The sequence below is a fragment of the Salinibacillus xinjiangensis genome, from assembly GCF_009649735.1.
In the GTDB taxonomy this organism is placed as follows: domain Bacteria; phylum Bacillota; class Bacilli; order Bacillales; family Alkalibacillaceae; genus Salinibacillus; species Salinibacillus xinjiangensis.
On sequence record NZ_WJNH01000003.1, the window covers coordinates 69,029 to 92,974 of the forward strand.

The 23,946-nt window shown below is 40.4% G+C and carries 19 protein-coding genes; 14 read left to right on the forward strand and 5 right to left on the reverse strand.

What is annotated here, in order from left to right; all coding sequences use genetic code 11:
* Nucleotides 1-185: 185 nt before the first annotated feature.
* Nucleotides 186-1,121, reverse strand: a complete 936-nt coding sequence (locus tag GH754_RS05810) for an alpha/beta hydrolase (protein WP_153727797.1) — start codon at nucleotides 1,119-1,121, stop codon at nucleotides 186-188.
* 109 nt (nucleotides 1,122-1,230) lie between these two features.
* Here GH754_RS05810 and dacB point away from each other — a divergent pair, with 109 nt between their 5' ends.
* The 3 genes from dacB to GH754_RS05825 all read left to right on the forward strand — a co-directional run bounded on the left by dacB (nucleotide 1,231) and on the right by GH754_RS05825 (nucleotide 4,281).
* Nucleotides 1,231-2,706 (forward strand): D-alanyl-D-alanine carboxypeptidase/D-alanyl-D-alanine endopeptidase, encoded by a 1,476-nt coding sequence (dacB, locus tag GH754_RS05815; RefSeq protein WP_153727798.1) that lies wholly within the window; start codon nucleotides 1,231-1,233, stop codon nucleotides 2,704-2,706.
* A 194-nt stretch (nucleotides 2,707-2,900) separates the two neighbouring features.
* Entirely contained in the window at nucleotides 2,901-3,152 is a 252-nt protein-coding gene (locus GH754_RS05820; protein WP_153727799.1) for a sporulation protein, read from the forward strand.
* A 124-nt stretch (nucleotides 3,153-3,276) separates the two neighbouring features.
* Entirely contained in the window at nucleotides 3,277-4,281 is a 1,005-nt protein-coding gene (locus tag GH754_RS05825; protein WP_153727800.1) for a DUF3231 family protein, read from the forward strand.
* A 51-nt stretch (nucleotides 4,282-4,332) separates the two neighbouring features.
* Here GH754_RS05825 and GH754_RS05830 read toward each other — a convergent pair whose 3' ends face one another.
* Nucleotides 4,333-5,289, reverse strand: a complete 957-nt coding sequence (locus tag GH754_RS05830; protein WP_153727801.1) for a DNA polymerase beta superfamily protein — start codon at nucleotides 5,287-5,289, stop codon at nucleotides 4,333-4,335.
* A 236-nt stretch (nucleotides 5,290-5,525) separates the two neighbouring features.
* Here GH754_RS05830 and GH754_RS05835 point away from each other — a divergent pair, with 236 nt between their 5' ends.
* The 4 genes from GH754_RS05835 to GH754_RS05850 all read left to right on the forward strand — a co-directional run bounded on the left by GH754_RS05835 (nucleotide 5,526) and on the right by GH754_RS05850 (nucleotide 12,680).
* Nucleotides 5,526-8,522, forward strand: coding sequence for a PD-(D/E)XK nuclease family protein (locus GH754_RS05835; RefSeq protein WP_153727802.1), 2,997 nt, complete (start codon nucleotides 5,526-5,528; stop codon nucleotides 8,520-8,522).
* Complete coding sequence (locus GH754_RS05840; protein ID WP_153727803.1) at nucleotides 8,515-11,709, forward strand: UvrD-helicase domain-containing protein; 3,195 nt, start codon at nucleotides 8,515-8,517, stop codon at nucleotides 11,707-11,709. Before GH754_RS05835 ends, GH754_RS05840 begins: the two co-directional genes overlap by 8 nt.
* A gap of 66 nt (nucleotides 11,710-11,775) precedes the next feature.
* Nucleotides 11,776-12,213 carry a GNAT family N-acetyltransferase gene (locus tag GH754_RS05845; protein ID WP_153727804.1) on the forward strand — a complete coding sequence of 146 codons (438 nt, stop codon included), beginning with the start codon at nucleotides 11,776-11,778 and terminating at the stop codon, nucleotides 12,211-12,213.
* Nucleotides 12,214-12,236: 23 nt separating this feature from the next.
* Nucleotides 12,237-12,680, forward strand: a complete 444-nt coding sequence (locus GH754_RS05850) for a DUF4181 domain-containing protein (RefSeq protein WP_153727805.1) — start codon at nucleotides 12,237-12,239, stop codon at nucleotides 12,678-12,680.
* 34 nt (nucleotides 12,681-12,714) lie between these two features.
* On the opposite strand, the gene GH754_RS05855 is transcribed toward GH754_RS05850, so the two are convergent.
* From GH754_RS05855 to GH754_RS05865, 3 genes are all read right to left on the reverse strand, one after another.
* Nucleotides 12,715-13,029 (reverse strand): hypothetical protein, encoded by a 315-nt coding sequence (locus GH754_RS05855; RefSeq protein WP_153727806.1) that lies wholly within the window; start codon nucleotides 13,027-13,029, stop codon nucleotides 12,715-12,717.
* A gap of 181 nt (nucleotides 13,030-13,210) precedes the next feature.
* A complete protein-coding gene (gene glmS, locus GH754_RS05860; protein ID WP_153727807.1) occupies nucleotides 13,211-15,046 on the reverse strand; it encodes a glutamine--fructose-6-phosphate transaminase (isomerizing) in 1,836 nt (611 codons plus the stop codon).
* A 58-nt stretch (nucleotides 15,047-15,104) separates the two neighbouring features.
* Nucleotides 15,105-16,616 carry an MDR family MFS transporter gene (locus tag GH754_RS05865; RefSeq protein WP_323741875.1) on the reverse strand — a complete coding sequence of 504 codons (1,512 nt, stop codon included), beginning with the start codon at nucleotides 16,614-16,616 and terminating at the stop codon, nucleotides 15,105-15,107.
* Nucleotides 16,617-16,850: 234 nt separating this feature from the next.
* On the opposite strand from GH754_RS05865, the gene GH754_RS05870 reads away from it, so the two are divergent.
* From GH754_RS05870 to GH754_RS20085, 7 genes are all read left to right on the forward strand, one after another.
* A complete protein-coding gene (locus GH754_RS05870) occupies nucleotides 16,851-18,056 on the forward strand; it encodes an acyl-CoA dehydrogenase family protein (protein ID WP_153727808.1) in 1,206 nt (401 codons plus the stop codon).
* Between the two features lie 25 nt (nucleotides 18,057-18,081).
* Entirely contained in the window at nucleotides 18,082-18,831 is a 750-nt protein-coding gene (locus GH754_RS05875; RefSeq protein ID WP_153727809.1) for a 2-phosphosulfolactate phosphatase, read from the forward strand.
* On the forward strand, nucleotides 18,828-20,009 hold the full coding sequence (locus GH754_RS05880; protein ID WP_153727810.1) for an acetyl-CoA C-acetyltransferase: 1,182 nt from the start codon (nucleotides 18,828-18,830) through the stop codon (nucleotides 20,007-20,009). The genes GH754_RS05875 and GH754_RS05880 overlap by 4 nt, the downstream gene beginning before the upstream one ends.
* Nucleotides 20,002-20,916, forward strand: coding sequence for an NAD(P)H-dependent flavin oxidoreductase (locus tag GH754_RS05885; protein ID WP_153727811.1), 915 nt, complete (start codon nucleotides 20,002-20,004; stop codon nucleotides 20,914-20,916). Before GH754_RS05880 ends, GH754_RS05885 begins: the two co-directional genes overlap by 8 nt.
* 218 nt (nucleotides 20,917-21,134) lie before the next feature.
* Complete coding sequence (locus GH754_RS05890; protein WP_153727812.1) at nucleotides 21,135-21,581, forward strand: DUF5392 family protein; 447 nt, start codon at nucleotides 21,135-21,137, stop codon at nucleotides 21,579-21,581.
* A gap of 328 nt (nucleotides 21,582-21,909) precedes the next feature.
* Complete coding sequence (locus tag GH754_RS05895) at nucleotides 21,910-23,457, forward strand: NAD(P)H-hydrate dehydratase (protein WP_153727813.1); 1,548 nt, start codon at nucleotides 21,910-21,912, stop codon at nucleotides 23,455-23,457.
* The gene (locus GH754_RS20085; RefSeq protein ID WP_153727814.1) at nucleotides 23,454-23,759 is read left to right on the forward strand and encodes a TIGR04104 family putative zinc finger protein; all 306 of its coding nucleotides are present in this window, start codon (nucleotides 23,454-23,456) and stop codon (nucleotides 23,757-23,759) included. Before GH754_RS05895 ends, GH754_RS20085 begins: the two co-directional genes overlap by 4 nt.
* The last annotated feature ends 187 nt before the right edge of the window (nucleotides 23,760-23,946 follow it).

Below are 23,946 nucleotides of genomic sequence, written 5' to 3' on the forward strand. Positions count from 1 at the left end.
GATTTAAGCTAAATATAAATATAATAATGCTGAAGAAACCCTCAAATGCTAAAGAACAATGGACTTATGCTAGAGATGTCAAAGGATTTGCTAAAGTCCAGACCACTATAGCTAAAGAACCCGAACTAAAAGCTAAAGTCATTCAACACACGAAAATATAGGGAGAGGACCTCAATGTCCTCTCCCTAATTGTTTAAAATAAACTCTACACCCTCGCTCAACAAGTCCTCAAAATGCTCTGGATACTCATGATCTAATCCGCTAATCAATTTATAAGTATGATTTACCCCATTAAGCTTTAAAAGCTCTACAAATTGATTCGTTCCCTCCAAACAATCTACGTCCTGTTCCCCACAGATCACATATACTTTTGTTTGTTGATCCTTAAGTTTAGATAATAGATGCTGCCATTCCTTTAGATCAGGGAACCACGGGGCAACGAGGATAAGCCCTGTGACAGGCATACTTTCTGTTAAGACCGCGTTTAAACCTACTCCACATCCAGCTGAAAAGCCACCTAAAATCACTTGATTAGATGATATTTCGTTTTTCGATATTAAGAATTCATAATGCTCTAGAATCTCTCGTGTGCCTTTGTCTTTATTGTCCCAATTGTAGGCATTGGAAAATTCTATTTGGGAAGATTGTGGAAGAGCAAGAGTGACCCCATCTTGAATGACCGACTGCCAATGTAATTCCGTCATGCTGCTATTCTCCTGATCTCCATGTATAGCCATAATTAATGGTCTCTGCGTATCGACATGTGAAAGAACCTTTAACTCAGGCTTTTGTTCCGCTTTCGCTTGATTTTCTCTTTCCTGACATAATTGGGTCAGCTTCTGGAACTGTTTATGTGGATGTAGGGGCTTCAAGTCTTCATCTGACATTAAGTAATCATAGGCATACCAAAACCCATTTTGGATGATTGCCTCCTCCATTAATTGTAGGGCTTCATGTTCTTGTCCAGACGAAGCGGCCAGACAGTATTGAAAATTGTAGATTTGAGCACGATTCCCCTTCACCTGATCTGCATATTTAGAGATAAATTGATAGGCTTCCATGCTCCCTTTATCCTCAAGCACCTCCAACGTCTTATTTAACAGCTGTGCATATGTATACATTGCATACCTCCTTGATACAGTATATTATACATTAGTTTCCATACGAGTCGATTAGGATGAATCAAAGATGGCAATGATAACATAAAAACATACTTAGAGAGGGGATTGTATGAAGAAATTTCTTGTTTCTGGTTGTGTGTTAGTTATTTTAGGTATCGTCATCCTTTTACATATTAGTGAAAACAATCAGGTAGTCCAAGCAAATGATGATCGATTAGCTGAACAGTTCCATAAAATTCTAACAAATGAACCTAGCCTAAAAGGAGCGATTGCAGGGATAAGTGTTCGGTCCGCATCAACGGGAGTAATTCTCTATCAGCATAATGGTGATGTACGACTTCGGCCAGCCTCTAATTTAAAGCTTTTTACTGCTGCTATAGCCTTATCGAAGTTAGGTAAGGAACACACATTTTCAACGGAATTGCTCACAGATGGTGCGATCAAAAATAACACGTTAAAAGGAAACATTTATATAAAAGGAAAAGGAGACCCTACGTTACGAAAAAGTGATGTGCAAAAGCTAGTATCAAAGCTAAAAGACAGGGGAGTAGAGAAGATTGAAGGGGATTTAGTAGCTGATGATACGTGGTTTGATGATATTCGTTACTCACAGGATTTGCCATGGAGTGACGAGCATACATATTATGGTGCTCAAGTATCGGCGTTAACGTTATCGCCGGATCAGGATTATGATGCAGGAACTGTACTTCTAAAGGTGAAGCCCGCAAATCAGGTAGGAGATAGGGCTCGGATTTCGGTCACCCCAACTACAGATTATGTACAAATTGAAAACGAGTTAAATACTGTTTCTTCTGACTCAGAAAAGGATATTACCATTGATAGAGAACATGGGTCTAATCAAATAACAATCAAAGGAACAATCCCAGCAGGTGCACCTATCCAAAAGGAGTGGATTTCGGTATGGAATCCTACAGCTTATGCAGCAAATGTTTTTAAGCAAGTGCTAAAAGAAAATGGAGTAGATTTTGAGGGGAAGATTACATTTTCTAAGACGCCAAAAAAGTCAAAAAATCTCGCCACACATCAATCCATTCCTTTAGCCCAGCTACTCATTCCTTTTATGAAGTTAAGTAATAATGGACATGCAGAGGTACTAGTTAAAGAACTTGGTAAAAGACAAAAAGGGGAGGGGAGTTGGGAAAAGGGTCTAGAAGTGATAGAGCAGGAGCTCAATAGCTTTGGTGTTAATCCGGAAACGCTCGTGTTAAGAGATGGTTCAGGCATTTCGCATGTCGATTTGGTCCCAGCGAATGAAATTTCTCAGCTGTTATTTTTTGCTCAACGAGAGGATTGGTTTCCAGTCTTTGAAAAATCCTTGCCAGTTGCAGGAGTAGATGGAAAATTAGCGGGTGGAACTTTAAGATATCGAATGAATACTCCGCCACTCGTCGGAAACGTAAAAGCGAAAACAGGAACATTATCTACAGTAAGCTCTTTATCTGGTTATGTGGAGAGCATCAGCGGGGAAAAACTAATTTTTTCGATAATTCTAAATAATTTAGTGGATGAGGAAGATGGAAGAGTTATTGAGGATGAGATGGTGAGAATCCTAGGTAATTATTAGAGAAATAAATGGTGATATTTCCTGGGCAAGCGCAAAGAATGACATTTTCTTAGGTGTACCGACAACGCAATTCTCCTGATTGTACCATAAATCGCTATAATTTGGTGAAATTCGCGGTAATGTCGATGAATATTCCCGCATATACAATCCATCCTAACGTTAGGAACATTACTGAAGCTAGGGAGGTGTTGGACATGGATCAGTCACTTTCATATTTACATGAGGTGCTATCCAATTATACCGAAGAAATTGGGGCCATTCGTGACATTGATGAAAAAATCACTCAAAATGAATATACGTCCGAAAATCTTTTTTCTCGAGATTTAGATGAGGAAGAAAGCCGGATTTTGCGTGAGATTCTTTTGAAGGAAATGCACCATGCAAATGAATCAGGAGATCATGAACGGGGTTATCAGCTACACGAGGTTTATGAATTATTATATTAATGGAAGAAAGGCTATCCATCTAAAATAAGTGGATAGTCTTTTTACTTTAGGAGGATTTAATACATAATTGTAAAACATAAGGGGCAAAACAGGAATTAGAATTATAATTCGTGGAGGTTTTCTCATGAAAGAGGATAAGAAAGTACAATTAACGTCATCGGAAATCGCCCCATTATGGAATCAATATTTAAATGACAGTGCTAGTGTTTGTATGTTGACATATTACCTAGAAACCGCTGAAGATGATGAACTGAAAGAGCTTATTAAATTTGCTCTCGATTTGTCAAAAATTCATATTGATAAATTATCCTCTATATTTAAAGAAGAAAAGTTTGCGGTCCCACGGGGCTTTAGCCTAGAGAGAGATGTAGATGTTAATGCGCCTCGGTTATTTTCGGATACGTACATTTTGAATTATTTACATCAGATGGCAAAAATTGGACTACTTATGTATAGTGGTGGCCTTTCTGGTTCTGCGCGAGCAGATATAACGGAGTACTATATAAAAGTCATAAATGAGACTATGGAACTCTTCAAGAGATCAAAAGGGCTTCTATTATCAAAGGGTTTATTTGTTAGGTCGGCATCGTTGCCAAAAGTAGAGGAAGCGAATAATGTGGAAGGACAAGGTTTTATTTTTGATGTCCTTGGAGATAAGCGGCCTTTAATTGCGAGTGAGGCCACCAATCTGTACGCCAATATCCAGCGAAATGCTTTAGGCATTGCTACACATACTGGTTTTGGTCAGGTTGCAGAATCTCAGGAAGTTAAAAAGCATATTAAACGTGGGATTGAAATTGCTAAAAAGCATGTTAAAGTATTTGCCGGAAAGCTTGAAGACGACGATTTACCTGTGCCTGCTACATGGACAGCTGAGGTGACGGATAGTACAACTTATACATTTTCCGATCGTATTATAATGTACTTCACATCAGCGTTAACAGGTTTAAGTACGACCTATTATGGTACCGGTATAGCTCAAAGCCCAAGACTTGACCTTGGTGTTATGTACAATCGTTTATCCTTGGAAGTACAGAAATATTCCGAGGATGGTGCAAATATTATGATCAGAAACAACTGGATGGAACAACCCCCTATGGTTGCGGATCGAAGTGAATTAAAAAAGTAAAAGATACGGATAGGTGGAGGGAGTAATCTCATCCATCTATTTTTATGTTCATTAAGACAAACCGTAATAATTCTGAATAATATCAGTATATAGCTTATTGATTTTGGATTTATCTGTACTTTTCGGCAATATCGTCTGTTCTTTGGCTTGTCTTAGTTTTTCAAAAAGGTCCTCAGCTATCGTAAAAATCTCATCCCAGCTATATTCCTGGTTACGAATACCCTTCAAAAAGGTTTGCTGTTTCTCTTGGTAAACGGTTAACCGACCTTCCTTTAATATCTCAGTGCCCATCATCAACAAACGAAGCAGGTGCATGGCATGCTTATACAACTGCTCTGTCGGTTTTTTTGTTTGTCTGTCTTTTTTTGAATAGCTTTTTTGTGCATTGGTTAATTCAGTCGTAATTCCATTAAGTTCCGTCAAAGAGATCTGATTAAATTGGACAGACAGATTTGATTGAGGGTTACCCTTTGAATCCTTAGATATGTGCTGAACTTGTATCATTCCATCCTCTAAAGCTGGGTATCTTTCCTTCATTTCGCTAACCATTTGGTTAAGTTTGTATTCTAAATGCTCCAGCTGCTCATTTGGCGTCGCTTTCTGAAGTCCGTTTTTAATTCTCATAAGCTGATCCTTAGCATAGCCTCCAAAGGAATGATAACAGTTTTGAGAAAGAAAAAGCTCTCGATTTTCTCTGATCCATTTCCCATGCTTTGTTTGTTTCACGACGAAAGGTTGGGAAACAAATAGGGTCTCGAGTATTGTAGGATTTTGTGAGTTAAGTAAATTCATCGCCTTTTTTAGAGAGTGGAATTCAATATCAGGGTTATGGAAGGTATCAGTTTCCCACTCTTTACCAAGTGTGAAGGCTCTTGTGGGAGGTAGAATGACGAATGCCTTTTCATCTATGTCGGAATGCTCAACATTAAGTCCGTATGCGGTGGAACCAGTTATCACACGATAGATAGTGTTTTCTCGTAGTAGTTGAAGGAATTCTTGAGTAGACATGGACGACCTCCTACTTCAGCTTTGCTGCACTTTTTCACAATTATAGCAGTTGTTCAATAAGTCGTTAAGTAAACAAAAATTCAAATATCAAAGGAATTGTTGCTTAGAAGGATTAAAGTGCTCTTGTAACAATTTCATTTTGTTTATTAGAATGTTCGTAAATATAAAAAACTATCTATTTGCGCGTTATGGTAATAAATAGGATAATGTAAGTAGATGTTGGAGGAGGGGATTTGATGCAAGCCTTTGTCGAAGAGCTACAAAGAATATGCCAGGATCATCCAATTCAAGAAAAAATCCTGGTTGTGGACTCACATAGAATTGGAGATCAAATCAATCAGGCCTTTTTAGAGGCTGGTTATCAGGCCATGAACGTGAAAGTGAAGACTGTTAAGGACCTTGCGATGGACAGCCTATTACTCCAAGCAAAAAAGCCATTTAAAGAACTAGATCCAGTGATAGGAAATCATTTGCTTTACGGTTTATTAACGAAAATGCAGGAGCAAGGTGAATTAACCTATTTTAACGGGATTGAAATAACCCCTTCCTTTAGTCGGTCCATTTTTCAAATGATTACTGACTTACGCTTAGCGGGGTATACAAGTCAAAAATTTAATCAAGAAGCATTTATTTCTATACAAAAAGCAAAGGATATTGAGCTCATCATGAAAGAATATGAACAGCTTTTAGATACGCATCGCTTAAAGGATGATGCGGCCCTTTATATGGAAGCTATTCACCACACCAAGAAAACGCCTCAAGCCATTTTTATTTTACAATCCAATCTAAATTTAACGGAATTAGAATATCAACTCCTAGAAGAACTTCTACCAAGCCAGGTACATAAATTGCCTTTACCTAAGGTTTATGGGATACCTGCACCTGAACATGGCTCATTACGTTCGATTGCGTGGAGTGAGCCTACACCATTTAGTTATGTATATCAATTAGAGGATTTAACGGAAAAACCTAACCTATCGTTATTTACAAGTAAAACAGAAGAGGTGGAGTTAAAACATATTTTCTCCACCTTAAAAAACAATCGGATTCCGTTCGATGAAAGTATTATTTTTTATGCTCAGCCAGACCCGTATATTACAACGGTTTATCAGCTATCAGAAAAGTATAATCTACCCGTTACGTATGGAGAAGGACTGCCCATATCGTTTAGTCGGCCTGGTCGTTTGGTCATTGGCCTATTGAAGTGGATGAAGGAGCAATATAGTGTCAAGGCCTTTAATGAGATTTTACATGAAGGGGTTCTTGATTTACCTGAAGGTGCTCCATCTAAAACGAGAATTACGAAGCTTTTACGGAAAGCAAATATTGGCTGGGATCCTAACCGCTATCGTGAACGGTTGGATCTAATGATTCAGGATTACCAAGCCAAAGTATCTCCGTCCATTAGCGACGAACAAAAGGAATACTATGAAAAACAGATTCAAGATATAACCTGGTTGAAGAGTTGGTTTACAAAGCTGTTTAAACGACTTCCAAACATTGAGGTCGAGCTTTCCTATAAAGAACTACTAAATGCTGTTTCGTATGTCACTAAGCATTATACTAGAACATTTTCAGCCATGGATGAGTCGGCAAAGGATGCCATGATTGAAAAAATAGAAACAATTTTACCATTCGCTAATGTAACATTGTCACTTTATGATGCTTTTGAAAAAGTGAAGGACTTAATCCTTACGATACGAATTTACAAATCTAGACCAAAGCCAGGTCATATTCACTTAACCTCGTACAAGAATGGGTTATACAATAATCGGAAAAACGTTTTTATTGTGGGAGTTAATCATCATTCTTTCCCTGGGGCTCCAAGTGAGGATCCGCTGTTATTGGACGAGGAACGAGAAAAACTCAGTCATCACCTGCCTAGGCTACAAGACGCGGGAAAGGAAAACCTGTATAAGATGTTGCAGCTGCTTGCTCAAATAGAGGGAAATGTTTCGGTAAGCTTTAGTCGCTATAATGTAAATGATAATCGGGCAGTCAGTCCATCTCATTTCTTTCTCCAATGCTATCGACTAGTCTCTGACAATCATGAAGCTGAATTTCAAGATATCAAATCTATGCCTGCTCCTTTGATTCCTGAAGAGCCATTGGAGGTCAAGGATTATTGGAGTGGAAGGCTAGAATTGGATGTGGAGCAAAAGGTTGAGGATAAGCTGCTACATGAATATGAAAATATTGAGTCAGGGCTGTATGCTGAAGCTGCGCGAATAGAAGGTGTCTTTACGGCTTTTGATGGTCAGGTGAACATTGATGTTGACCGTTATGACCCGAGGGTGAATAAGGACAGAACCATGACCGCAGGAAAACTCGAAGCCTTGGCTACATGTTCCTATGCTTATTTCCTAACAGAAATATTGCAGGTTAAGCCAATTGAGGAAATATCGTATGATCCATCTACTTGGTTAGCCCCGGCTACGCGAGGAACGTTACTGCACAAAATTTTTGAAACCTACTATCAGACGATTAAGGAAAAAGAGGTTAAGCCTTCTTATGATCAACATGTGGATGGGCTGTTAGAGCTTGCTAATCAGCTTATCCAGGAGCAAAAGGACATTCAGCCACCTCCTAGTGAGCGTGTTTTCCAGCGGGAGGTAGAGGATATTCTTCAGGCGTGTAAAATTTTCCTCAAGGAAGAGGAGGAATATGCCGAAGAATATGATTCGCTTTACTTTGAATATACCTTTGGCGTCAATGGTGAAGTCCCTGCAGTTGTGACGTTACCATCGAACGATACGATTCATGTTTCTGGAAAAATAGATCGTGTGGACCAATCGACCTCAGGGCATTACCACATTATTGACTATAAAACAGGTAGTACGTATAACTATCGTGATCAAGAGCGTTTTAAAGGCGGAAGACAACTGCAGCATTTTATTTATGCACTAGCCATTGAACAGCAGTTGCAGCTGGAGGAAGGGTCAGTTTTAGAAAGCTCCTATTATTTTCCAACTGCTAAGGGACAGGGACAGAGATATGTACGGCAGCAGGATGAAACGCTCAGAACCAATGGACACGATATTCTAGAAAAGTTAATTGATGTGATTAAGCATGGACATTTTTCCATGACGGATGACGAGAATGACTGTAAATTTTGTGAGCTAAAATCGATATGCCGACGAAATTTATATGATCAAGATATATTAAAGGCAAAGCAAATGGATCAAAGCAAAGAGGGTGTCTTGAAGCTTAAGGGGGTAAGGTCTTATGAGTAAAGAGATTGTGGATCAGGCGTCACGTAGTAAGATTACCAAGGATTTATCAACGAATTTTCTCGTTGAGGCTGGAGCAGGTTCAGGGAAAACCACGAGCTTAGTTAGTCGTATGGTGAATCTAATCTACTCTGGGTTTTGTCAGATCAACGAAATTGTTGCGATCACGTTTACTCGTAAGGCGGCAGATGAATTAAAGCTAAGGTTCCAAGCAGAATTAGAGAGGGTTTGGAAGAAGGAAGAGGATCCAGAAATTCAGGCTCGGCTTTCCCATGCCCTGCAAAATATCGACCAAAGCTTTCTTGGTACCGTACATTCCTTTTGTGCAAAGTTACTTCGGGAACGTCCCATTGAAGCCAAATTCGACTTAAGCTTCCAGGAGCTTGAAGAGGAGGATGACAACGATTTACTAAAGGAAGCTTGGCAGCAATATTTGCATGTGCTTCAGGAGGACAGGCCCCAGGAACTTGAGCATTTACATGAATTAGGCTTAAAGGTTGATGATCTATATAGCTGTGTACGTACCATGAAGGAATACCCTGATGTGGAGTGGGTGACTGCTAACGTAGCTAAACCAGATTTAGATGAAGCATTACAATCATTAAAATCCCTTTTACAGGAAGCAAGAAGGGCACTCCCTAAACAGGAGCCTCCAAAAGGCTATGACAAATTACAGACTGCGATTCATCAAGGCTTACAACGAATAAGACATCTAGACGAATCTCAGGATAAAGAAATCATGGAGCTGTTTGAGTTATTTAATAAAAACTTAAAGCCTACCTTTAACCGTTGGGAAAATCGAGAGGATGCGGAATTTTATCATGACAAATTTTCAGGGCTAGTGGATGTGAAAATTAAGCCCTTAATCCAAAATTGGAAGGAATTTTGTCATCCTGTGGTCATTTCATTCCTAAGAGGGGCTTTAAGAGAATACGAGCAACTTAAAAGTGAACGTTCACTGCTTAACTTTCAGGATCTTTTGCTGAAAACAAGTGAACTATTGAAAGGTAATGCTGAGGTACGTCGTTATTTTCAACAGAAGTATCGCTCCTTACTTGTGGATGAATTCCAGGATACTGACCCGATCCAAGCCGAGATTATGTTTTATTTAACAAGTGAGGACCATCATGAACAGGTATGGACAAAGTGTAAGCCAATACCAGGCTCCTTATTTGTTGTAGGAGACCCAAAACAGGCGATTTATCGATTCCGAAGAGCAGATATGGATACGTATAATCGAGTCAAAGAGCTCATGATTGAGCATGGTGGAGAAGTACTTCAGCTAACTATGAATTTCCGAACTCTTGATGCAGTAACGGAAAAATTAAATACAGTATTTCAGGAGTTTCTACCAGAGGATGAAACGGTCTATCAAGCTGCGTATCGTCCTTTACATGCGTTTAAGGAGGACGATGGACAAGCCTTTTCAGGGATTAAACAATTAACGGTACCATCTGAATATACTCGGAAAGACGATGTAATGGAAAAGGATGCGGAGAATATCGTCCAATCGATTAAACAATTGATGAAAGAAGGCCATGACGCTAAGGAATTTATGGTTCTTACTCGCTATAATGATGGAATTGCTACCTATGCCCAAATGCTAGAGAACGAGGGGATCCCCGTTAGTGTGAGTGGTGAAATGGTGATTGGGGAAACCGTTGAATTTCGGGAGCTAGCCATATTATTGCAGACGTTTTTAGATCCTACAGATGAAGTAGCTCTCGTTGCCACACTTAGAGGAATGTTTTTTGGGGTTAGCGATGATGATCTTTATCAATGGAAGGAGTCGGGGGGGAGATTCTCTATCTACAGTCATCTTCCAGCTTCATTGCCGGACGAAATAAAAGCGAAATTTGAGCTCGCCTTAACGAAGCTACAAACCTATCAAAAGTGGATTCAGCAGTATCTTCCTACCACAGCCATTGAAAAAATGATTGAGGATGTAGGTTTTTACCCTTTATTACTAGCCAACAAGCATGGGAAGAGGGCTCATAAAAGCTTACTGCAAATCCTAGAGGCATTGAGAAATCAAGAGTCAAACGGGACGCCAACCTATAAGGCAATTTGTGATTTATTTACGGAAATGGTGGAAGAAAAAACGGTAGTAGCTAATTTAGAGGAGGAGGCAGATGCAGTTCGGATCATGAATGTCCATAAGGCGAAGGGGCTTGAGGCACCAATTGTATATCTGGCCCACCCAATTAAACAGGTAAAGCCTGAGTCCTTTTTATCGAAGCATATTAAGCGAGAGGACTACGAATCAAAGGGCTATTTCTCCTTTTCTGTGAAAAAGGGTTTTCAATCTAAACCAATCGCTTTGCCTCTTCATTGGGAGGATTTTAAGCAGGAGGAGCTGCGTTATTTAACAGAGGAAGAGGTAAGGATTTTGTATGTGGCAGCAACAAGAGCGGAGAAGGCTTTAGTAATCAGCTCAAGTGCGAAAAACAATAACAAGAATCCGTGGAAATCCCTATTAGGCGTGGAAGGGCTTGAAATGATTGAGTTAGAGGAGTCAGTTTCTGAGGAATCTGAACAGGTGACTAATCTAGTTACATTACAGGACTATCGCACACAAACAGGTGGTATGCTCGATTGGCTTGAGGATAGTAAACGCCCAACCTATGAATCGTGGAGTCCAACTGCCGATAAGGATTACGAGAACGTTTTAAATATTGCGCGCGAATCTGGCGGTGGAAAGGAATGGGGTACCATCATTCATGAGGTGATGGAAAGGGTAGTAAAGGGAGAAGATGTTACCAATTTTGTGCGGAATATATTGGAGAAGTATAACGAGTCCTTAGAGCGTGAGTCCGAGGTCTGGTCTTACATTGAAACCTTTAAAAATGCAGATGCTTGGAAGGAGATTCAGCAGGCAGAAGAAGTGTTAACAGAGGTACCTTTTAGATTTCGTGTTCAGAAGGGAGATAAATTATACGCTCAGATTGAAACGAATGAGCAGGTGGAATCGTACTTTGTAAAAGGGATTATTGATCTTGTTTATAAAACGAATGGCGAGTGGAAGATCTTGGATTATAAAACAGATCGGGTGAAGAGTGATGAGGATATAGAAAAGCTTAAGGCGTTTTATCAAGGACAAATAGATTTCTATCAACAAGCCTGGCAGACCCTAACAGGAGAAACCGTCAAAGAAACCCAATTATATTTCTTTAACACGGTAACGCATTAGTGCAAGTGGGGACAGACCCCACTTGCTTTAAAGTGTTAAAGGATTCACTTAAGGAGTGAGCAAAATATGAATACGTTAACGATTAAGGAAATGATGTCGCGTGAGGAAGTATTGCAAGCTTATCCAGTTATGAAACAGCTACGGGCGCATTTAGATGAATCCCAATACGTAGAGTTGGTAGAGGAGGCACAACAAAAGGAAGGGTATAAAATGTTTGCATTATTTGATGAGGATGATATAGTTGCTGTCATCGGATTCCACCCAATGGTCACGCTCTATTATGGACGATTTATTTGGGTATGTGATTTGGTAACGGATCAACATCAACGATCAAAAGGCTATGGGGAGAAACTATTAAACTATGTACATAATTGGGGCGATAATAATGGCTTTGAGAGTGTGGCTCTTTCCTCGGGGCTTAAACGTAAAGAAGCCCATCGGTTTTATGAAGACAAGATGGATTACGACAAGGTAAGCTATGTATTTAAACACGAACTAGATTAAAACGTAAGAGGGAGGAGAATACTGTGGAAAGCTATTATGCACAACGAATCGATTTAAATGGTCTCTTAATAGGCGCAATCATTTTAACGCTCTTCTCTCTTCTTGTTTACCTTTTTAACCTAATCCTAAGAAAAAAATTAAAGGTGAAAAAAAGAAAGCTATTTGCGTTTAATGATTTTGTGAACGAGAAACATGGCAAAATAGACTGGGGAATCCGCATTGCTATGATGATTGCCATAATCGTAGGATCTTTCGCAACGCTAATCGTTTATCCCGACATGCGATATCCAGTTCTTGCACCAGCTTTTATTAGTTTCTTGTTTATTTATATTCAGGAATTTACACGGGCATATATGGAATGGAAATACTCGTCTAATCGCAATGATTTTATTTATACCCTAAGTTCTTTAGGTTTTATCAGTTTATTACTTCTAATAGTATTTAGTAATGTGAATACGTGGTTATAAGGGAAACCCCATTAGCATGTTTGGGAAATACATGCTAATGGGGCTGTTTTTCAACTCTCTTATCGGAAATATCAGCTTTCGTTTTGTACTCACCATGTAGGTTACATTTATAGGTATACACCGTAATGGTGCGGTACACATGATAATCATGGTAATGATGACTGACTAATGTTTTAATTTTTTTCTTAAACGTATCGACTAATTTCTCCTCTTGATGTCTATGTACTTCCTCCCAATCATGATGAATCCCCTGGACACCATCATCTTCCTCCGCAGCCAACTGAATAGGGCTGAAGAGAATAGACAAGGACGTGATGAAGAAGCCGATACGATAAATCCTTCTTCGCATAATTTCACCTGCCAATATCCTCATGTCTCATTTTTTATCCTAACCAAATTGGGCAGTTTTCATGTATGGAAGAATGAATTTTGTAGAAAAAAGTAGAATGTTGACTAAGGTATAAAATGGGGAGCGTGGAAAGGAACTGACGCCGTCCTTAACCATTCTCCCCATCACAATTACAATAACATTATTCAACCGTTAAACTCTTCGCCAAATTCCTAGGCCGATCTACATTATATCCTCGCACAGTTCCTGCATAATAAGCCAGTAGCTGAAGAGGGATGGCGGCGACAATTGGCATTAAAAATGGATGCGCTTCTGGAATATAAAGCACTTGGTCAACAACTTCTCCAATTTCCACATCTCCAACCGTGGTAACGCCGACTACATAAGCATCACGGGTTTTCAGCTCACGTATATTACTGACCATTTTTTCCCGTAAATGAGGCTGTGTAGAAAGGGCAATAATGGGTACACCTGGCGTGATTAAAGCCATCGTGCCATGCTTCACTTCACCAGCAGCATAGGCATCTGCGTGCAAATAGGCGACTTCCTGGATTTTTAAGGCTCCTTCTAGTGCCAGTACATAATCCAGTCCACGTCCCATCAAAAATAGGTGATCCTGGTCATCTGTCACTTGTGCGAAGCGGTCAATGGCGTCCTGAGTCATCACTAGTGACTGATCAACAACATTAGGTAAATCCGTTAACGCATCAACGAGCTCTGGAATATCCTTAGCTCCTGGCCCCTCTAGCTTTTCCGTTAACGAAATGGCTAGTAATAACAGGGCAGTAATCTGAGAGGTGTAGGCCTTTGTTGCAGGTACAGCGAGTTCTAATCCTGCATTGGTGCACACCGTACAATCAGCTTTACGGGCAATGTTACTCCGATTATTGTTGGTTATCGCAATGGTCTTAGCACCATAGGATTGGACCTCTTTTAAAGCTGACAAGGTATCCGCTGTTTCACCTGATTGACTTAAGATAATAATAAGATTGGAATCATCCAAAGCGCCATGCTCGTAGGTAAATTCTGATGAAATGGAGACCTCAATCGGCAGGTTAATCATCTTGCTCAAAATACTTTTTCCAACCATTCCTGAGTGGTAGGAGGTGCCATTGCCGATGATATCGATTTTTCGAAATGCGTGTAAATCATGCTCCTCAAAGAAAGCCTCTAATTCTGGTAATTTCACATGACCATCCTCTAGACGATTTTCTAGGGTTTGTTGAATCGATGTAGGTTGTTCCAATATTTCCTTTAGCATAAAATGATCATACTGGTGCAATTCAAATTCCGTTTCATCCCAATCAATCGATGCTTTTTCAGGATGTACCTGTGTTCCATCCAATGTTTCAATGGATATGTTACCTTCTTTTAATATAGCCATTTGATCGTTTTTGATTGGATAAATTTCCTTTGTATAGCTCAATAGAGCAGAAATATCCGAAGAAAGAAAGGCTTCGCGTTCCCCATAGCCTAGGATTAACGGATTTTCCTGAGAAATACCAATAATCGTACCGGGATCTGATTGTGACATAATGGCTAATGCAAAGGAGCCCTTCAGCATAGGTAAAACCATGCGAACCGTTTCCTTAAAGTCACCTGTATCATATTTGGCCAGCAGATGGGGGATGACCTCGGTGTCGGTATCAGTTGTAAACACATATCCATCCGCAATTAAACTCTTTTTTAATTGATGATTATTCTCGATAATGCCATTATGGACGACAAAAAACTTTTCATTCTCATCTGTTAATGGATGAGAATTCGTAGCAGATGGAGTACCGTGAGAGGCCCAGCGTGTATGGCCAATCCCGAGACTTCCTTCTGTCATGGGATCCAGTTGAATGGATGCTTCAAGGTCCTGAATTCTTCCTTTTTCTTTACGCATTTCGATATGATGTCGGTTGGAAATGGCTAGTCCTGCCGAGTCATACCCGCGATATTCTAAATTCATCAAACAATTAATTAAAATCGTTTGAGCTGATCGTTCGCCAATGTATCCTACAATTCCGCTCATGGATCTTGCACCTCTTTTGTCTTGTTACTTTCATTATACTAAAAAGTGGTAGGATGGTTTAAAGTTGTTTGTTAGTTTTTATGCCATTTGGAAAAAAGGAAACAGCAATTAGACTCATGATGGCTAAAACTAAAAATCCCCAAAATACATAATGCATGGAGATGTTAAGCCCTTCCTGTAATAATGCCAATGTATCATCAGCAAATTTCTGCCTTTCCTCGGCATCAAGCATTTGATTAGTAATGTCTAAATCAATTCCACCAAGTTTATTGGAATGAGTCTCTAAAAAGTGAGCTAATCGAGTATTTAAAATACCTCCCATCAAAGAGATCCCAACGGTATTGCCGACGATGCGCATGAACATATTGGATGCCGTCGCGACCCCGCGAACCCTCCATTCAACACTGCTCTGAACGGAAACAGTAAACGTGGTGGTCGTAAAACCCATTCCAACGCCGATGAAAAATGAGCCAATACCAACCCAAATAGGTCCAAAGGCAGGCTCAGAGGTGATGAGTAAAATGGAACCAATAATTAGTCCAAATCCGCCAATTAAAGCATTTTTTAAATAGCCTAGCCGAATCAATACTTTACCTGCAATCGTAGCAGAAACAGGCCAGCCGATGGACATCATCGCAAGGGAGAACCCACCAACAATAGCCGAATAGCCCATTACTCCCTGGACATAGGTGGGAATAAAACTAATGACACCAATCATAATCATTCCTGTTGTGAGCGAACCCACATTCGAAATCACGATAATAGGATTACGCCACAATTTGAGTGGCATCATTGGCTCCAGTGCACGTTTTTCCTGAAGTAAAAACAATCCCATGCCGAGTACGAATAAAGCCATCAGAAACAGACTAGGCAGAGACGTCCAGCTCCAGGCAACCCCACCCTGAATAAAGGCGAGCATCAGAGCAGAAATAGAAACAAACAACAGACCAGACCCTACATAATCGATGGAATGCTTTTTCTTTTCTACATTTTCATGTAAATAAAGCGAAATGCCAATCAAGGACAAAATGCCAAACGGAATATTGATCCAATACACCCAAGCCCAATGGATATACTCAACAAAAATACCTCCTAGTGCAGGCCCAACGATCGAGGAAATGCCCCACACACTTGCTAGGTAGCCTTGAATTTTGGAACGCTCTTCAATCGAATAAATATCTCCAACAATTGTGGACGCAATCGGCTGTACAGCGCCAGCTCCAATTCCTTGAATAAAACGAAAAGCGATTAATAACGGCATAGAAGTGGCCAATCCACAAAGAATGGAGCCGACGAGGAAGATGATTACCCCTAGAAAATAAACCGGCTTACGACCAAATAGATCGGCAAGCTTCCCATAAATCGGAATGGTGACAGCCTGCATTAATAGAAATATAGAAAAAACCCAGCTAAAATAACTAAACCCACCTAAATCAGCAACAATACTAGGCATAGCCGTAGACACAATGGTCCCTTCAATGGCTGCCATAAACATTCCTATTACAATGGATGCGAGTACAAATCCTCTTTTAGTCGTGGATTTTGAGTTTGATAATGTTGAAGTTCCCACGTGCTGTACCAACTTTCGGTCAAAGGTTATATTGAGTATTATATCACTTCCTATTTTTATGAGAAACGTAAACGGAAAAGATTGTAAGATTTAAGCATTTAACTTAAGTCCTTATTATTGTATAATTAAAGGAGAAAATTCAGATAATTAAATGAAAGCGCATACCTATCATGATATAACAAGTAAAGGAATATATAGTAATAGAGTCTATTATAGATTGAAAGGGGATTAATAATGTTAAAAGAACTTTCGTCTCAAGCACAGCATTTAAGAGAAGAATTACTAGATTTTATGGAGGAAAATGTTTATCCAAATGAAAGTGTTTTTGAGGAGCAGCTAAAAGCGCAAGAAGACCGATGGCAAGTTCCACCTATCATGGAAGAGCTAAAAGTAAAGGCAAAGGCGAAGGGACTGTGGAATTTATTTTTACCAGATGAAGAGTATGGAAAAGGTTTATCCAATTATGACTATGCCCACCTTTGCGAAATTATGGGACGATCCCCGATTGCTCCAGAAATATTTAATTGTAATGCTCCTGACACCGGAAATATGGAGGTATTGGTGAAATACGGGACGGAGGAGCAGAAGAAAAAATGGCTCGAACCTTTACTCAAAGGAGAAATTCGCTCTGTTTTTTCGATGACAGAGCCTGATGTTGCCTCATCTGATGCGACCAATATACAAAGTAGCATTGAACGGGACGGAGATGAGTATGTCATTAACGCCAAAAAATGGTGGTCAACAGGAGCTCTAGACCCACGCTGTCAGATTGCGATTGTGATGGGAAAAACCGATCCCCATGCAGAAAAACATAAGCAGCAATCTATGATTCTAGTTCCATTTGATACTCCAGGGGTAGAGGTGAAAAGACATTTGCCCGTATTTGGCTATGACCACGCTCCACATGGGCATGCGGAAATCCACTATAACAATGTTCGTGTCCCAGCTTCCAATATGCTATTAGGAGAGGGTAGAGGATTTGAAATTGCTCAAGGAAGATTAGGTCCAGGTCGAATTCACCACTGCATGCGCGCCATTGGCAAGGCTGAACGAGCACTTGAATTTCTTGTGAAACGCGCAAATAGTCGGGAGGCCTTCCATTCCAAATTGGTTGATAAAGGGGTAGTGCGGGCGCAAATTGCCGAAAGCCGACTAGAAATTGAACAAGCAAGATTATTAACCTTACATGCTGCAAATAAAATTGACCAAGAAGGGGCAAAAGCCGCTAGAAAAGAAATTGCCATGATTAAGATTGCCGCCCCGAGAATGGCGCTAAATGTCATTGATCGCGCTATCGAAATATTTGGAGCTGCAGGGGTATCAGATGATTTTCCACTTGCAGCCTATTGGGCTGATGCAAGAACTTTACGTATTGTGGATGGTCCTGACCAAGTTCATTTACGAGATATCGCGAAGTTAGAAATTAGAGAACAATTGTAAAAAATCATAGCAAAAGGTTGAGTACATGCGAAAAATTAATGTTATTACACAAAAGGAATTAGTTGATTCTGATGCAGTAAAACATTGTACTGTCGTTGTCGTGGATGTTTTTCTAGCGACGACTACCATTACACATTTACTACACCAGAACTATGAATCGGTATACACCGTGAAGGATGCTGAAAATGCTTTAAGGATTGCCAAACAACTAGAAGAGCCATATGTTCTTTTAGGTGAATCCAATGGTGATTTAATAGAGGGCTTTCAATATCCAGACCCATTACTTTTTCACAAAACAGTTGAAAATCAAACAGCCATAATTTGCTCCACAAATGGAACGAAAGCTGTTGAGAAAGCAAAAAATGCCCAAAAGCTGTACGTGTCTTCGATTGTAAATGGACATGTAGTAGCAGAGCGAATTCATGAACAACAGGGAGATTCCTCGGTGGTGATTGTCTGCTCAGGTAATGCGGGGCGATTTTCAATGGAGGATTTTGTGGGGGCTGGTCAAATTGTGAACCACCTGGTTAAACAAGGCGACTATAAGCTGTCTGATTCCGCTAAATCAGCCAAAGACTTATTCCGAATAGAGCGGGACAGGAATTTTACTAGTCTTTATGAATGTGAGACATCCACTCTCTTTAAACAAACTGGCTTTGAAGAGACGATGTACTGGGTTGTAGAAAAATTTGAATCAATAGAGATTGTACCTGTTTATCAAAATGAAAAAATAATAAAAGAAGTTCATCAAAACAAAAAGGGGAGTTTTCTATGAGTCAAGTTTATTTAATTGAAGGAGCCAGGACGGCATTTACAGAATTCGGAGGCTCATTTGCAAAGGTCGGTGCCACTGAGTTAGGGACGGCTACTGCGGTTGAGGCCATAAAACGGTCGAACTTAAGCCCGGAACAAGTGGACCATGTCCTATATGGAAATGTTATACATACGGAGAAAAATGCTTCCTATGTGTCAAGGCATATTGGCCTGAACAGTCAAATCCCACAGGAGGTACCAGCCCTAACGTTAAATCGGTTATGTGGTTCAGGTCTTCAGGCTGTTGTGAGCGGTTTACAGCATATTTTAACAGGTGATGCTGATGTTGTACTCGCCGGTGGAACGGAAAACATGTCCCAATCTCCATACTCCAACTTTCAACAACGGTTTGGGGGAGCTAAAATGGGCAATTTGGAGTTTGAGGATATGCTAACGGCTACTCTGACTGACCAATATACAGGTAAAGGTATGGGAATGACAGCAGAAAAGCTTGCTACCAAGCATAATATTAGTCGAAAAGAGCAAGATCAATTTGCCGTCGAATCTAATCAACGGGCCGCTAAAGCGGTGGGAGAGAAGGTCTTTGCGGAGGAGATTGTACCGGTTGAGGTCAAAACGAGAAAGGGCTCAGTTTGGATTCAAGAGGATGAGCATATTAAACCAGATGCCTCACTAGAAAAAATGAGTCACCTCCGTCCAGCCTTTACATCTGAGGGTACGGTTACCGCCGCCAATGCGTCTGGAATTAATGATGGAGCTGCATCCATGATTGTTGCGAGTGAGAAGGCTGTGAAAGAAAATGGATTAAAGCCAATTGCTCGTGTTGTTTCCTGGGCAGTTGCAGGTGTAGATCCTACGATTATGGGAATTGGTCCTGTTCCGGCCATTCAAAAGGCGCTAGGTCGGGCGAATCTGACGTTAGATGATGTGGATGTCGTAGAAGTAAATGAAGCTTTTGCTGCACAGTATCTAGCGGTAGAAAAGGAGCTTGGGCTAGACCGCGACAAAACCAATATCTATGGGGGCGCTATTGCTCTCGGACATCCTGTTGGTGCTAGTGGTGCTAGAATTCTATTATCGTCTGCATATGCACTACGTCGATTAAATAAAAAATATGCCGTAGCCAGTCTCTGTATTGGTGGCGGTCAAGGAATTGCGATGGTGATCGAGCATGTCTAAAATACCAGTAATTGTAGCTCCTATGTTTCTCGTTTCTACTCCGGAAATGGTAATTGAAGCAGGAAAGGGTGGTGCGATTGGTTCCTTCCCGCTATTAAATGCAAGACCCGTATCTAAATGTGCAGAGTGGATGGAAGAGGTCAAATCAAAGCTTGATGACGAACCATGGGCTGTAAACTTTATCTGTCATAAGAAATCAAATAAACGATATGATGATGACCTCCAATTAATTGAACAATATGAGCCGCCAATTGTCATAACCTCCCTAGGTCATCCAGGTGATGTCATTGAGGTGGTTCATCGCTATGGAGGATTGGTTTATTCAGATGTTGCCAATGTGAAGCATGCGAAAAAGGCCGCCCAAACCGGTGTAGATGGTCTGATTCTCGTTAGTGCTGGGGCAGGTGGCCACGGCGGTACGCTAAATCCATTTTCCTTTATCCATGCCGTTAAACAATTCTATGATGGAACTATTATTCTATCAGGAGGAATCACGACTGGTGCTGATGTAGCGGCAGCGAAATTAATGGGAGCGGATTATGCTTACATGGGCACCCGCTTTTTAACTGCCGAGGAAAGCAGTGCCCAAGAGGAATATAAACAAATGGTGATTGAATCAACCATCGAGGATATTTTATATACAGATTCCTTTAGCGGGGTACACGCTAATGTGCTAATTCCAAGCCTGATTAAAGAAGGAATTAATCCGAAAACCTTAAAGCCAAGGAAGGATGTAGATTTATCCCATCTCACAGATGTGAAAGCATGGCGGGATATTTGGTCTGCTGGTCAGAGTGTAACAGCAGTGGACCGAAAACAATCCATGCGTGAGATTTTAGACCAGCTGGCTAGAGAATATGAAGGAGGAGTATCCAGTCTATTATCTAGTCAAACTGTTCGTGATTGAGCAAAATAAATGACAAGCCTACATATATGCGTTATAATACAGGTAATATCATATTCCTCTAAGGGGAGTAGCTTTTACAGCAAAGTCGTCAATCCAGAGTGTAAAGCTCTCGGCTTTGTTGGCAACAATCGTTGTTAGCCAGACCTTACCATTCATGTGGTAAGGTCTTTTTGCATATGAAAGTAATAAGAATGATTTTCAAGGAGAGATGACGGTTTATGAACCCGATGATGTTTAAGCATATGCCTGGCTTTGTCAAAAAGGAGCTAGAAGCGATAAGTGAAGTTCTTCACCCATATTTGAAAAAACATTCTAAATACCTTGTGTTTGCCTTGCCATTACTAACGTTTTCCGTCTTTAATCTGTTTTTCTACCTGATTACCGGAAACCTATATTTAGACATGATCCCGACACTTGCCATATACGCACTCATGGCGTCCATCGGATTAGCACTGTATAAAGAGTCTCGCTATGTCAAAAAAGAGATTGAAAACATTGGCATGGAGCATATGATCAATCGCATAAAGAATAGTGAGCATATGAATGATTATAGTAAGGAATCGTATATTAACACAATTAAAGAACAACCCAAATTAGGTTTTCAGCCGTTTATTGATTTTCTAACGGAGGAGCATCAGCGGAAACAGCAGATGTTTGGGAATTAATGGATAAGTGATAGCAGGGGAATTTTCCCTGCTATTTTTATTTGGATTGTGAATGTGAAGGACAGAACCGATATGTAACAGGAAGAAAATGTCCGTGACTGGTCATGTGAAGGCAAAAAAGCTGCGCGCAATACGATGGAAATGTCCGTCATCATGGTTATGAAGGACAAAACGGGCTCATGAACCGTTGGAAATGTCCCACACGGCGGCCATGAAGGACAAAACACGGTCATGAAATATCAAAAAGGTCCCTCACCCAGCGCAATCCGATGCAAGTAATAACAGGAAAATGTTAAAATGAAGAAAATGGCAGAAGGGGGGAGCCACAATGCTGATTGCAGGTCAAAAAGATATTCAACAGATGGATCAATATACCATCAACGAGCTTGGAATGCCTGGAACTGTTTTAATGGAAAGTGCAGGATCGAGAGTAGTAGAGGAGATTTTACCTTTATTAATTACATATGAGGAAAAAGTGGTTGTATTAGCAGGAAGCGGGAACAATGGTGGGGACGGCTTTGTCATCGCCCGTAGATTAATAGATGCTGGTGTTGATGTACTATTGTGTCTACTCGTCAGTCCTGAAAAATTGAAAGGTGATGCAAAGGTTCACTTTGATGTCTACATAAATAGAGAGCTACCGATTTTTTATCTTGACGAACATAATCTGGAAGCGCTATTTCAGAAAATTCATCATGCTGACATCATCATAGATGCGATGCTAGGTACTGGGGTTAAAGGTACTGTTAGAAAACCGATGAGTCAGGTTATATATAAGGTAAATAGTCTAAATAAAATGGTCGTATCTGTCGATATTCCATCAGGGGTAAACAGTGATGATGGAAAAGTTGAAGGAGAGGCTATCAAAGCAACCCAGACCATTACGTTTGTTTTTCCGAAAAAAGGCTTTTTTCTTCAGGATGGTCCGAAGCATATTGGGGAATGGAAGGCCGTTGATATTTCCGTACCACCATCGATTGTTTCTAAACTGAATCTTACACTTCCAACCTTAATCACACCAGAACTAGCTAAAAAAGTATTACCCATACGGCCTCAAACTGGTCATAAAGGCACCTTTGGCCATGTTCTGGTTTTAGGTGGCTCCCAATCCTTTGTTGGAGCACCGCTGTTTACTGCACAAGCAGCTCTCAGCTCAGGAGCAGGATTGGCCACGCTAGCTGTTCCGGAAAATATTTATCCATATTTAGCGAGTCAAAGTCCAGAAACGTTATTTTTCCCTTTACCACAGCTGGATGGACACATAAGTGCTAAGGCCATTGACGAGCTCCGCCCCAAACTGAATCAATATGACTGTATTGCGATTGGACCAGGAATGAGTAGATTTGCTGATGGAGAGACGTTCCTCGTTTCGTTATTAAACGCTCTGCAAAAGCAAACATTAGTCATCGATGCCGATGCGCTATTTATGCTGCGTAGTCATCTGGATATTCTTAAAGATTACGAGGGAGATATTATTCTTACGCCACATCCAGGTGAGATGGCTAACCTGACGAACCGAACGGTCAAGGATATTGAATCAAATCGGATAGAGATCGCTCAAGAGTTCGCTGAAAAATATCAAGTGTTTTTACTGTTAAAGGGACATCGCTCCATTATTGCTACACCAAATGGGGAGGTATTGATCAATCCATATGGCCATGACGCACTTGGTAAAGGCGGAAGCGGGGATGTTCTCACAGGAGTGGTAAGCTCTTTAATTGCACAAGGAGCAAAACCTCATGGGGCACTTATCACAGCAAGTTATCTTCATGCTGTTGCAGGTGAGGAACAAGCTAAGGTTTTATCCCATTATGGGGTCATGCCACAGGATTTAGTTGACGGAATTAAAGGTGAGTTAAATAGAATAATTAGATGAAGGGGGACCGGTTGATACAAACCTGTAAAAACTGCCATACACAATTCAATTGGGGACAAATTTATAAATCATTTTGGCTGGGTTATAAACCCATTACTTGTGCGGTTTGTGATTCTAAACATAAGATCACGATTGCAGGTAGATTCACTTTCGTATCCTCGACGCTTTTACCGATGATGATTTATGGGTATTCATTTTCCTTTGCTAGTAATATTTTTGTTCATATTTTAATAGGACTTTTAATATTTATAGCCGGCTCTTTAGTTACTCCTAAGTTGGTTACATATAGAATGAGTGATTAATTATTATAGATAGAAGGCGAGTTCATCCGAGGGTGAACTCGCCTTTCCCCACACCGTCAAAAGAATAAGGTGGCTTTCAGGAAAAATAACTAAACAACCCTTGGACATGGTTGCCGAAGAGAAGTGTTGCCGCACTTCTCTTTTTTATTATACATGAAATATAATAATTATCGCGAATGTTTTGAGG